General features: G+C 68.0%; 8 protein-coding genes and 2 CRISPR repeat arrays. All 8 genes read right to left on the reverse strand.

Annotated features, from left to right (window positions below; genetic code table 11):
• The first annotated feature begins 4 nt into the window (after positions 1 to 4).
• A CRISPR array of direct repeats spans positions 5 to 2,134; the repeat unit is 29 nt; unit sequence GTTGCGAGCCCTCCAGGGCTGATGAGGAC.
• A 99-nt stretch (positions 2,135 to 2,233) separates the two neighbouring features.
• The 8 genes from cas2 to cas6 are packed head-to-tail and all read right to left on the reverse strand — an operon-like array spanning position 2,234 to position 10,195.
• A complete protein-coding gene (cas2, locus tag VT50_RS37250) occupies positions 2,234 to 2,506 on the reverse strand; it encodes a CRISPR-associated endonuclease Cas2 (RefSeq protein ID WP_240529477.1) in 273 nt (90 codons plus the stop codon).
• Entirely contained in the window at positions 2,503 to 3,483 is a 981-nt protein-coding gene (gene cas1b / locus VT50_RS37255) for a type I-B CRISPR-associated endonuclease Cas1b (RefSeq protein ID WP_046090368.1), read from the reverse strand. The genes cas2 and cas1b overlap by 4 nt, the downstream gene beginning before the upstream one ends.
• Positions 3,483 to 4,004 (reverse strand): CRISPR-associated protein Cas4, encoded by a 522-nt coding sequence (locus VT50_RS37260; protein WP_240529478.1) that lies wholly within the window; start codon positions 4,002 to 4,004, stop codon positions 3,483 to 3,485. The genes cas1b and VT50_RS37260 overlap by 1 nt, the downstream gene beginning before the upstream one ends.
• Positions 4,001 to 6,355, reverse strand: coding sequence for a CRISPR-associated helicase Cas3' (cas3, locus tag VT50_RS37265; RefSeq protein ID WP_240529479.1), 2,355 nt, complete (start codon positions 6,353 to 6,355; stop codon positions 4,001 to 4,003). The genes VT50_RS37260 and cas3 overlap by 4 nt, the downstream gene beginning before the upstream one ends.
• A 53-nt stretch (positions 6,356 to 6,408) precedes the next feature.
• Positions 6,409 to 7,089: a CRISPR-associated protein Cas5 gene (gene cas5, locus VT50_RS37270; protein WP_046090370.1), complete on the reverse strand. Its 681-nt coding sequence runs from the start codon at positions 7,087 to 7,089 to the stop codon at positions 6,409 to 6,411.
• Positions 7,089 to 8,147, reverse strand: a complete 1,059-nt coding sequence (gene cas7i / locus VT50_RS37275) for a type I-B CRISPR-associated protein Cas7/Cst2/DevR (protein WP_046090371.1) — start codon at positions 8,145 to 8,147, stop codon at positions 7,089 to 7,091. Before cas7i ends, cas5 begins: the two co-directional genes overlap by 1 nt.
• Positions 8,148 to 9,560 (reverse strand): hypothetical protein, encoded by a 1,413-nt coding sequence (locus tag VT50_RS37280; RefSeq protein ID WP_240529480.1) that lies wholly within the window; start codon positions 9,558 to 9,560, stop codon positions 8,148 to 8,150. It abuts the gene before it with no gap.
• A gap of 23 nt (positions 9,561 to 9,583) precedes the next feature.
• The gene (gene cas6 / locus VT50_RS37285) at positions 9,584 to 10,195 is read right to left on the reverse strand and encodes a CRISPR-associated endoribonuclease Cas6 (RefSeq protein ID WP_240529481.1); all 612 of its coding nucleotides are present in this window, start codon (positions 10,193 to 10,195) and stop codon (positions 9,584 to 9,586) included.
• Between the two features lie 431 nt (positions 10,196 to 10,626).
• A CRISPR array of direct repeats spans positions 10,627 to 11,509; the repeat unit is 29 nt; unit sequence GTCCTCATCAGCCCTGGAGGGCTCGCAAC.
• Positions 11,510 to 11,513 lie beyond the last annotated feature (4 nt).

Genomic DNA, 11,513 nt, shown 5'->3' on the forward strand with positions numbered 1-11,513 from the left:
TCCCGTTGCGAGCCCTCCAGGGCTGATGAGGACCGCTGCTGTCGGCGCACGCCACGCCCCGACGACACTCGTTGCGAGCCCTCCAGGGCTGATGAGGACCTACGTCGCCGACCTCCTCACCGCCCACGAGTGCCCGTTGCGAGCCCTCCAGGGCTGATGAGGACGTCAGGGTGCGAGCGCCGTTGCGGGTTGGTTCAAGTGTTGCGAGCCCTCCAGGGCTGATGAGGACCCCCGGCCCCGCCCGCCGCGTACTGGCCCAGGTCATGTTGCGAGCCCTCCAGGGCTGATGAGGACATCGGCCAGCTCCAGCAGCGCGTCAGTCGGGGTGCGGTTGCGAGCCCTCCAGGGCTGATGAGGACCACGGCCGGGGCGGCGGGCGGTGTTCTTCAACTGGTGTTGCGAGCCCTCCAGGGCTGATGAGGACCTCATCATCGCCGCCCGCATCGGCTACCAGCTCGCGTTGCGAGCCCTCCAGGGCTGATGAGGACGGGAGAACCCCCAGCCCCAGAAGCCCTCCGGGCACCTGTTGCGAGCCCTCCAGGGCTGATGAGGACGCATGACGCTGGTGCCGTGTGCTCGGCGCGGCTGTTGTTGCGAGCCCTCCAGGGCTGATGAGGACACGGCCTTGCGGGGCTGGTATCGCTTGCACTGGATGAGTTGCGAGCCCTCCAGGGCTGATGAGGACCCTCGGTCCGGCGGACCCACACCTGGCCGAGTTCGGGTTGCGAGCCCTCCAGGGCTGATGAGGACCTCCCTCGGGATCGGAACGCCCCGCTGCTCGGCGTCACGAGTTGCGAGCCCTCCAGGGCTGATGAGGACCTCACCATCGCCGCCCGGTTCGGCGTGGAGGCCCGCGTTGCGAGCCCTCCAGGGCTGATGAGGACCTGCTGCACGAGGCAGCCCACGCGTTGGCCCATGTTGTTGCGAGCCCTCCAGGGCTGATGAGGACGCGGGTGACGAACTCCCGTCGGCGGCGGGCGCCGGTGTTGCGAGCCCTCCAGGGCTGATGAGGACCCGGCTCTGCCGCCGGGAGGATGACACAGGGCTTGTGTTGCGAGCCCTCCAGGGCTGATGAGGACACGGACGCGGGTTGCGTCCGCTGGGATGTTGCTGACGTGTTGCGAGCCCTCCAGGGCTGATGAGGACGCATGACGCTGGTGCCGTGTGCTCGGCGCGGCTGTTGTTGCGAGCCCTCCAGGGCTGATGAGGACGCGCCGCCCTCACCCTCGCCCTCTACCTCCTGGCCCGGTTGCGAGCCCTCCAGGGCTGATGAGGACCCGAGGTTGGTGGTGTGAGTGGCGTCGGGCCGGAACCGTTGCGAGCCCTCCAGGGCTGATGAGGACGGAGCAGGGCTACAACCCCGCCCGTCACATCAAGGGGTTGCGAGCCCTCCAGGGCTGATGAGGACCCGCGACCCGTGCCCTGTGCTCCCAGTTGATCGCCTGTTGCGAGCCCTCCAGGGCTGATGAGGACGGGAGCACGTCGCGGCCCCCACACCAGCCCCCACTCGGGTTGCGAGCCCTCCAGGGCTGATGAGGACCCGCGCGGGCCAGCTCGGCGCCGGGCGCCCAGCGCTGTTGCGAGCCCTCCAGGGCTGATGAGGACGTGGATACGCAGGGCGAGACGGTCGCGGTGCAGGACGTGTTGCGAGCCCTCCAGGGCTGATGAGGACCTGGGAGGGCCAGCCGTCCCTTGTAGGGCGGCCAGCCTCGTTGTTGCGAGCCCTCCAGGGCTGATGAGGACCGGCCTCCGGTCGCGCTCAGAACAGGGCGGTGATCCGGTGTTGCGAGCCCTCCAGGGCTGATGAGGACCTCGGCCCTGCTGGACGCAGTGGACAGCGCGTTCGTGTTGCGAGCCCTCCAGGGCTGATGAGGACGCCCGCCCGGCGCAGCCGGGCCCACGGGCCGCGAAGGTTGCGAGCCCTCCAGGGCTGATGAGGACCTCGGAGACGTACAGCGCCGGCCGATGACGTACGCGTTGCGAGCCCTCCAGGGCTGATGAGGACCCTCATGGCCTACGCGGCATCCGTGGCCGCGCCACGTTGCGAGCCCTCCAGGGCTGATGAGGACCCGCGCCACGGCCCGCATGGCGATGGCCGAGCAGTAGTTGCGAGCCCTCCAGGGCTGATGAGGACCCGACGGTAAAGTCGCAGGTCAGAGAGAGAAACCATCGCATCTGTGAGTGTCGTTTTGCAGCGATCCGGCGGTAGTGCATCTGTGCAGGTCAGCGCGGTTTACAGGATGTCGCCGGGGCCGCCCAGGGTGATTCCGAGGGTACTGGACTCGATCATGTCCGGGGACCTGGCTGTGTAGGTCACGATGCTGTCGTACTCGGGGTCGATGGTGGTGTTCAACGTGGTCATGAGGGCGCGGTACTGGGCAGTGGAGAGTTCGCCCTGGAAGACGCTGCGTTGTGTCCAGTGGAGGTACTTGCGGCAGGTCTTGAGCACCTTGGGGTTGCGTTCGACGGCGGTGTCGTAGACGAGGATCACGAAGATGCTGATCACCACCAGGGGCGGAAGGGCTTGTACGGCTTGTCTTCGAGGCACAGGCGGACGATCTTGAGGGCTTCGAGGTGGATGAGTTCCTCGTAGCTGACTTTGCGTTTGAGTGTGCGGTGGTAGACGGTCGTCGCCAGCTCTTCCTTCACGAGGGCGGCGACTTTCTTGCGGCCGTCTTTGCTCAGGGAGGCCCTGGCCACGTCGGTCTCGAAGTCGGTCGGCTTCAGCTTCTTCTGGCTGGCGGCGCGTTTGAGGAGTCGTTCGGCGAAGAGTGGTTTGAAGGGTTCGGCCAGGTCGAGGGCGAGGGTGTTGCGGCGGCGGTCGGTGTCGGAGTGGAGGAAGCCGATGGCCGGGTGCAGGGGTGTGGTGCGCAGGGCGGTGAGGACGCGGGCGTAGATGAGGGTGTTGAGGTAGCTGATGAAGGCGTTGCCGGCGTTGGTGGGTGGGCGGCGGGTGCGGCCGTTGAGGCGGAGCCAGGCGGGGAGCTGGGTGTCGAGGACGGTCCAGCCGGTGCGGCGGAAGTTTCCTTCCTGGCCCATGATCTCGTCGCTGTCCTTGCACTCGGGCAGGGCATTGCGCAGGGAGAGCAGCGCGGGGTCAAGGAGCTCGGTGTCCAGGGCCCAGCGCAGGTTTTCGGCGGTGGCGAGCACGAGGGAGCGGCCCACTGCCAGGCGTTGGTCCGGGTCGGCGGTGATCTCTACCTGGCGTCGGACGACGCTGGCGGAGGACATGGATTCCGAGGGGCTGAAGTGTCCTGCGTGGTTTCCGTAGTGGTCTAGGACATGGAGGGTCACACCGTTGCGGCTCAGGAGGGAGAGGGCGGAGGTGTTGATGTCGATGTGGTCGAAGGTGACCAGGTCGCGGATGTCGGTGATGGGAATGCGGACCGGGCTGCCGTCGGGGCGCTCGATGCGGACGCTGTTGTCCTCGCGGCGGATGCGGCACGGTTCGGTCAGCCAGTAGGTGCGGCCGACAGCGGGCATCAGTCTCCCCAGCAGTAGTCGAGGTAGGAGCAGCCGCGGCAGTGGGCGCGCTTGAGGCGGGCTGGTGGTTCGGTGGCTGCGATGGTGGCGCGGGCCTGGGCCTCGGAATCCTCGGCCTGGGCGCGGGCGGTGGCGTCCCAGGGGACGTCGGTGGTGCGGCGGATGAGGGGGTAGTGGACCGTGCCGCCGCGGACCGTGATGCCCCGGCGTTCCAGGAGGAGGCAGTAGTGCCGTACCTGGGCGGCGTGGGCGGGTGCCGGTGCGCGGGAGGACTTGGTCTCGTGGACGACGGCGCCGGTGGTCACCCAGTCGATCTTCGCTTCGCCGAGGTCGATGTCGCGGCGCCGGGTGAAGGTGGTGTCGTCGATGACCTCGCCGAAAGCGACGAGGTCGCTGCGCTGCTCGGGCCGGTAGCCGCGGCTGTAGAGCCACAGCTGACGGGGGCAGTGATGGAGGTATTTGATGTGGACGCCGCCCAGCGGCATGGGGTCCTCAGCCGGATCGTGGGCGGGGCCGGTCACAGGATGGTCTCCGGTTCCTGCGGGGGCTTGAGCCCAGTGGTCTCGTCGTACTCGCCGTCGATCACATGCACGCCCAGGCGTCGGTCGTACTGCCCGTGGTAGGTGGGGAGCTGGCTGTATCGGAGGGGGATGAGCAGCCCGGCCGCGAGGAGGAAATGCTCGCTTCTGCCTCCGGCGGTGAGTTCCACGTATTCGTCGGCGTCGTCGCGGTGCAGGACTTCGACGCTGTTGAACTGTTCGCTGAGCGCCTGGGCGAACTCGCTTCGGTCGTGGAAGGGGTCGGTGAAGGTGAGGAAGTCGGAGGCGAAGGTGTTGCGGGCGCGGCGGGCCGCCTCGGCCCATTCCTTGCCCCACTTGGTGTCGTAGGCGAGGGCGAGCAGGCGGTCGATGTCCTGCTCGCTCAGGGTGTCGGTTCCCTCTTCGACGAGGGTGGTCAGCGCCTGCCACGCGGCGTCCACGGCACCGGCGTCGTAGGGGCGTGGCCCGGGCGTGTGGTGCACGCGGAACTCCACCGGACCGTCGGGATGCCGGCCGCGGCGATTGACGCGGCCGGCGCGCTGGGCGACGGCTTCGACGGGGGCCAGTTCCACCGCTCCCCGGTCGAAGTCCAGTTGCAGGGACACCTCGACCGTCTGAGTGGCGACCGCAAGTCCGCCGCGTCCCGCCGGATCGCCGGTGCGGCGTTCGGGGTGCCGGACCAGGAGGTTCTTCTCGATCGTGGCGCGGTCACGGTTTTTGAACCGGGAATGCAGCAGGAGCGCCGCATGAGGGTCGGCGGGGTCGGCGGCACGGGCCTCATCAGCGAGTTCGTCGAACAGACCCTGGGCCGCGGCCACGGTGTTCGCCACGGCCAGGACGCTGTGGCCCTGCCGCAGCCAGGTGCGCAGCCGGTCCAGGCTCTCGGGATCGGCCAGTGGTTTCTCGTCCACGATGAGGCGGTGGCGTACCGGGCTGGTGCCTTGAGGCGCGCGGTGGCAGGCCACGCGCTGGGTCACGCTCTCGTTGATCAGCGTGATCATCGGTGGCGCGAGGGTGGCGGACAGCACGGCGATACGGCTGCCGAGGCGTTCCCAGAGCCCCATGGCGGCGCAGAGGCGGCCGAAGGTCTCGGGCTCATAAGCGTGCAGTTCGTCCAAGACGAAGAGGGAATTGGTCTGTTCCAGCAGGACGGAGGAGTACGCGGGACCCGCGATGGCGCCGCGCAGGAGCTGGTGCGGGGTCGCCACGCGTAGCCGCTGGGCGAACAGCCGCATGGCACCGGCCCGGGCCCGTGCGCGCCGGGCCTGGTCGACGGTCGGCTCACGACGGCCCGCGCCGTGGGCGGCCGCGCAGTCGTCTTCGAGTGCCTGAGTGAGGAGGGTGTGCGCGATCGTGCCGTGCAGCAGACCGATGTCGGCCTGCTGGTCTCCCGGAGCCGGAACGAGCGTGTCTCGGAAGCGTTCGCGCGCCGCGTTGAGGGATGCGCGATACGGCAGGGTCCAGACCAGGCGGGGCTGGCCGGGCATCGTGGTCAGCTGCCGGGCCGCCCAGGCCAGACCGGCTTCCGTCTTACCGCTCCCGGTCGGTGCGATGAGCACCAGGTGCCCGTCGACCGCAGCGGCCTGTCGCTGGTGCGGATAGGGGGTGTGCGGGAACCGGGCGAGGTAGTCGGTGGGCAAGGGCATGTGGGTCTGGAGGCGCTCGTGGGCCGAGCCGGCGTGGTCGGCGAGCGTGAGCGCGCCCTGCGCGAGGACGGCGAGCAGCCCCTGGTGCTCCTTGACGGGCAACCGCCAGGCAGCCAGCACCAGTTCCAGCAGCGCCCTGGCCCGCTCCGCCAACGTGACCTCCCCCGGAGTAGCGAACGGGGGATCGACCCTGAGGAACCCGGCGAGCCAGGCGACCAGCTCCTGATGCAGCCCGCGGGTCACCTGGACCTGCACACCACCGGGCAGCGGGGTGTGTGTGAACGCCTCGTCCCACCGGGTACGGGCGTTGTAGGTCTGCGACAAGGGCGGCTTACCCCCGGCAACGCCCGACGAGGAGGAGTGCAACGCCCGGTGATGGGTCGCGACCAATGTGGCGATCACCAGCCGGTCCTCCCCGCTCCAGCCTGCCGCCGCGGCGAGGAGATCGACGTAGGCCAAGGAGAGCACCTCATGCCGCTGGCCCCACAGTTCCCCACCGGGCCGGAGCTGCTGCTGGAAACCTTCGGCGACCTTGCCCGTGTCGTGCAGCAGGGCCGCTGTGCGGACACGGGACCAGAAAGCGGGCTCGGTGGCCAGAACTCCGGCTGCCGCGACGCGTGCTTCGATCTGGCCGACCACGTCGTGAACCGTGCGGGAGTGGGTGGTCAGCCGCTCGGGATCGTTCACAGGGGTGGACTTCGCGCGGACTTCCGTGAGCCAGCGCCGACGGCTTGCCTGGGTCAGGGGGTCAGGAGCCACACTGCCTGCCCTTCATCATCCTGATACGCATGCCTGACCGGGTACGGGCCGGTGGCGGTGTCGCACCACAGGTAGTCAGCCCACGAGGTCCGCAGGCGGTCGAGGGATACGCTGGCCGCCATACGGTGCACCATGGCCGCGGGCACATCATGGCCGCCCGCCGGGGCCAAGGCATGATCCACGATCGCCTGATCGGTCGGATGCAGCGTGGTACGCCGCAGGTCCAGGGGGTGCACGACGTCCTGGGACCGTCCCAGGCGCAGTGGCCACACCGGGCGGCGCAGCGCCTGGGCGATGCGGTCCCCGTCGCCGCCGGGCAGCCACACCGTCAGGTGAACGTCCGTGAGGAAGGGCCGGTCGCGGATGGTCATGCCGCCTTTGACCGCGCGCACCCGGCCAGAAACAGCTGGGTTGGAACCGTCGGCGGAGATGGGGTGGTAGGTCTCCGCGTCCACACCACCGCCTTCGGACCAGGCCGCCATGCCCAGGGCAAGTGATTCCGCGGTCTCGCCGGTCGCTGCCGCCAGCAGCCCCCGCACGGTCGAGGGCGGCGGCAGCGGCAAACCGTGGCTGAGACCGGGAAAGAGAGGATCACGGAAGGAGGCGACGGGGGCCCAGAATTCTGCCCGCCAGGCCGTCTGCGGCTCACGCTGCACGAGCATCACCGGGCGGGATCGTCGAACCAGCCATCCAGCTGGCCCTCACGCAGCTCAGTGGCCAAGCCGCGCAGGATCGTACGAGGATGGTCGATGACGATTGTTCCGTCCATCAGCTCCTGAGCGCATTCCTTCTCAAAGTCCTCGCGCAGATCATCCCGGAACCCGGGACGCCAGCCGATGCGGACCGGTGCTTCCCACTCTCCCTTCCACGCCTTCAGCTCGGCGCGCAACACCTCGCCCCGCACCCGCAAACCGGTGCCCTCCTGGCCATCGATGCAGTGGGCGAGCGGATTGATACCGCCCTTGAACGGCACCATCACCACCAGGGCAGGCACCCGGTCTCCGTAGTGGAGAGCCTGCTTGGCTCCACCGCTGAGATGTGCCAGTGCCTCCAGCAACAGCGCGGCCCGGTCCCGGCGCTCCTCGACAGGTAGCCGAACGGCGGGCTGATCCCGGAAGCGGACACTGGTCGCCCCGGCCGCGGCGGCATCGGCCACAGCGAGAGCCTGCTCCTGGGTGAGGTAGTTCGGCCTGCCCACACCGTTCGCGTCGGGGAGCGTGAACGTACCGATCCTCGGAATGTCCAGCAGGAAGGGGGCGGCCAGGTCGGCGGTGTAGAACTCATGCCCGTGCAGAACCGGCTCCGTGACGCCGCGTGACATGACGCCGAAGTCTTCCGTGGGATACGACGGTTCAACCGACATCAGCGTGCCCAGCATGAATGGGCTGTCACGCAGTGTGGTGGCCGCGTCATCCTTCTTCGCACCGGCCCGCATGTAGCCGAACAGGTCGTCGTCGGCATACCTGACCGGGTCCGCCTCGGTGTTCGCCTTCTGCGCCTTGTTCTGCGCCTTGCCGACCCGGGTAACCGGAGAGGGCACCGCGCCCAGCTCGACCATGCCATCCCGCGTCCAACGCCGCACAGCCTGCGCCGAGATGTAGGGGTAGTGACGGCCGCGGATACGGGCGAACTTCACCCTGGCCTTGGTCTCCTCCCCCTTACCGTTGTTGGGCGCCCCCGCCTCGATCGCGAGCACCATCTTCCCTGCCAGGTACGTCATTCAGACCGCTTCCATCTCATCGTCCTCGTGCTGCCCGAGCATCGACTGCTTCAGCAGCTCCTCGGTGTGGGCTTCTTCATCTGCGCTCTCGGGCTTGTCGCTGACCGCGACACCACGTTCTTGAAGGATCTGCAGCACTGTGGCAGCCAGCAGCATGCGCTGCTCCCACGCGCGCGGGCGCTGCTGGATCAACGGCTCCCAGTCCCTCGGTCCCGCTGCCACCGGGCGGCCATCAAGCGTCAAGCGGAAATGCGCCTGTACCAGCAGGACACCGAGCTTGTAGTCGCTCAGCGCCACAGTCCGGTACTCCGCCAGCCGGCCCCGGGGACTGCCGCTGCCGTGTTCGATCCAGTCGGCGACCACAGTCGCCACGGGCTTCAGGTCCGGGCTCATCCCCAGAACCTCCTCGGCGTAGGTGAAGGCGAGCCGGGTCAGGGCCGCTCGGTTCCGTGTACTCCAGCACCGCTCGGGCCCGGCCAGGACGTAGTGCAGCTGCGACAGCAGCGAACGGCTCCGACCGTCCTCGGCCTCGAACAGCAGCCGGGCCGCCTCGGCCGGACCACTGGCCACCAGCTCTCCGCTCTTGTCATGCCGGGTAAGGGCCACTTCCAGCAGCCGCCAACCCCTTCGCAGCTCGGCATTGCCCTCTACGGTGGCCAGGAAAGCGGGTACGGCACGGCGCGTCCGCGACACCCGCAGCCACGGCTCCTGATTGTCGTTCTTAAAACTCCACAAAGCGGAGGCCGCCGGCAGCCCCGCGCGCAGTGATCGCATGGCCCGCACGGCGACGAGCTCGGCGCGAGCGCCGGAGTGCAGGCCGCTGAATCCAAGGTGCATAATCCGCTGAGCCCGTCGAACGTTGCGCGCCACGAAAGACCGCTCGGCCACCTCCTCCTCGCAGGACAAAACGGTCGCCGAGCCCGCCGTGACCCAAGCGCCGTAAGGAAGGGCCCACGCCGCGATACGGCACCCCCGGCACACAGGCCAACCCGCGACCCGCGACGGCAACGTGTTCAACGCCTTGTTCGTATCGAACATCGGCAGGGTCGACTTCGCCCATACCGCCGACGCAGGTGCTCCGCAAAAGGTGCACGGGAGGGTGGATGCGTGCATGTCGTCAGCGGTGAACATCTCCGCGACGGCCACTTTGAGTACGGCACGGTCGCGAGGCCGTTTGCTGTGTGTCGCCTTGGAGTTCGGATAGAGAGCGAACAGCACCTTCCACCAGTCATAGGTCGGAGTGCCCTTCGGAGCCATGGCCGCGGAACTCACATCGTCCACGAGACGGGAAGCCACCGTGCCCAGATCCGTCTCGGTGACCTCCTCAGGCGTCCTCCGCTCGGCCAGCACAGCCACCGCCCATGCCCCCACGCGCTGCAAAGGATGACTCGTCGCCGACAACGGCACTGTCACCGGTGCAACGTCACCAGGCGCACTCACCGGATCCACCCGAAACCCTGCACGGTATCCAGACCCAGCCCCCAGGAGCGCAACGCCTCCACGTAACGAGCATCCGCCTCCATCGCCACCCGCACCTGCGCACCGATACGAGGCGCTCCCCGCACGGTGAACCGCCTCCGCGGCCCAGCCTCGAGCACCAGCAGACCATGCGGCGCCGGAAGCCCCAGCACATCCGCCTTATGAGTCAGATTGTGCTGAAGCCGTTCAAGGTAATGATCATCCCCCGGCAGGAGGTAGCGGCTCTCGTGCTTGACCACCACCGGCGTCGCCGTGCTCAACTCCACCGGGCCATCAGAGAACTCACCGCTAACGTCCACATTGAAGCCACGTACCTTCAGACGCGCCGCGCCCCACACGATCTCAGTCCGGGACGCCAACGACGCCACCAAAGCGGCCGCGACCTCCGGAATGGGCGACCCCAGCCACACCGACCCATCGTTCGAGGTCGTGTACACACCGTTTTTCCTCGGTGCGCCCTTGAACTGAGGGCTGGTCATTCCCAATGGCTTCAGCGGCCTGCCCCTCCACCCTTCGTCATGCAGTGACTGAGCCATCGCGGCATCGTGGCTGCCGAGCAACTCGTACATCACTGAGCGCGCTGGCCCATGCACCTCCTCCCACCGCAGACTCGGCCGATCCGGCTCGACGTCCACCCTGATCCGCATCACACCCCCAACGACTCCGCCAACGACCCTGCCGCTCTGCTGACACAGCGACCAGCCCGGACAGGAAAGGACCCTAGCCGAGCAAAGGGAGGTAAGGTGTGAAAACTTACAAAGTATCTTGAAATGCCTTTGTCGGTGCTATACATCGCACTCGTCAAAGCTCCACCGGCGTGTTGCCGCGAGTGGAACCGAACCCGCAAACTAACGGGCACCACTGACAGCAATCCCACACGGCATGTTGTACTCCCAAGACTCAACGCTCTGACCTGCTCTGATGCACTACTGCCGGGTCGCTGCAAAATCCGCCCCGGAACGCCGCAGGAAGATCGATCCGGCCTGTGGCTTTACCCTCGGTCGTCATCACCCCTGGAGGGGTCGCAACACCGACCCGGTGTGATCCGACAGGGTCACTGTCGCCGGTCGTCATCACCCCTGGAGGGGTCGCAACCAGCGCCTTCCGGTTGAACCATCGGACCATGTGTCCCGTCGTCATCACCCCTGGAGGGGTCGCAACCTGCTGCGGTGCGGCCGTGTGGGAGTCATGGCCGGTCGTCATCACCCCTGGAGGGGTCGCAACCGCGTCTGGTCCTGGCCCAGTGGAGCGACGCCGCCGCCCGTGTCGTCATCACCCCTGGAGGGGTCGCAACACCATGTGGTCGTGGGGGCGGTGGCACACGATCGCCAGTCGTCATCACCCCTGGAGGGCTCGCAACCCGATCTGGATCCAGACAGCGATGGCGATGGGCTGGTCCTCATCAGCCCTGGAGGGCTCGCAACGTCCTCGCGCGGCAAGGACCGGCAGGCCGGGCACCGTCCTCATCAGCCCTGGAGGGCTCGCAACCTCGATGTCCAGAGCGGAGGCCGCTTGTCTTCCTACGGTCCTCATCAGCCCTAGAGGGCTCGCAACACAACCCCGAGCGCTACCGCCCCGACGGCACCCCCGGTCCTCATCAGCCCTGGAGGGCTCGCAACGCGGTGTACGAGGCGGTGTCGCCCATCCCGGCGTCCTGTCCTCATCAGCCCTGGAGGGCTCGCAACACTTGAACCAACCCGCAACGGCGCTCGCACCCTGACGTCCTCATCAGCCCTGGAGGGCTCGCAACCATCGAGGGCCCGTTCCCGCCTGCTGGCCTGGTGAGGGTCCTCATCAGCCCTGGAGGGCTCGCAACAAGTGGACGGATCCGCTGCGGGGGTGGGCCACTTCGAGGTCCTCATCAGCCCTGGAGGGCTCGCAACGGGA

Origin of the sequence: Streptomyces antioxidans (assembly GCF_000968685.2) — a bacterium.
In the GTDB taxonomy this organism is placed as follows: domain Bacteria; phylum Actinomycetota; class Actinomycetes; order Streptomycetales; family Streptomycetaceae; genus Streptomyces; species Streptomyces antioxidans.